This window comes from Pseudoalteromonas sp. BMB, from assembly GCF_001709235.1.
GTDB lineage: Bacteria > Pseudomonadota > Gammaproteobacteria > Enterobacterales > Alteromonadaceae > Pseudoalteromonas > Pseudoalteromonas maricaloris.
The window spans coordinates 1-573 of record NZ_MBQA01000233.1 but is presented as its reverse complement, the minus strand read 5'-3'; the positions used below and the strand labels follow the sequence as shown (position 1 = coordinate 573).

Here is a 573-nt window from a genome sequence, read left to right as displayed (position 1 = left end):
AAACAAGCACTCGCGGTGAGTTACGAGCTATATAAAACACAATGTGCCGCTAAAGCACAACTACATAAACAAGTTGAAGCGATAACCAAGCAAAATGACAGTTGCCAGCGTTTAATGGCATTAGAAGGTGTTGGCCCTATTACCGCGATAGAGCTGTTGTCCTTTTTAGGCAATACCTCACAATTTAGTGATGCCAGAGGGGCGGCGGCATGTGCTGGTGTTACACCGACACAGCACTCATCAGGCGGAAAAGCCAAGATAGGTCATATCCCCAAAAGACGAGGCGATACATTAAGGAAAAACCTGTTTCTCGGTGCAAGAACGGTAGTCAGTAGGCTAAAACATAAAGAAGCGACCACAGAGAAAGAACGCTGGATAAAAAACCTACTCGCCAAGAAGAGTGTGAAATGTGTTGCCATTGCATTGGCCAACAAAACGGTTAGAACAGCCTATGCATTACTTAAAAACGGCTCAACATACGAGCCAAAAATCTTAGCGGCGTAGCACTGAGTAACAGAAGAACAAATCAAGATAAATAGAACGTAAAAGCATAAAGCATACTGAGATTACCCC

At 43.8% G+C, this 573-nt stretch carries 1 protein-coding gene; it reads left to right on the top strand.

Annotated features, from left to right (window positions below):
* Positions 1–504 (top strand): transposase (locus BB427_RS23590; protein ID WP_139119106.1); only part of this gene is annotated, 504 nt, incomplete at its 5' end.
* Positions 505–573 lie beyond the last annotated feature (69 nt).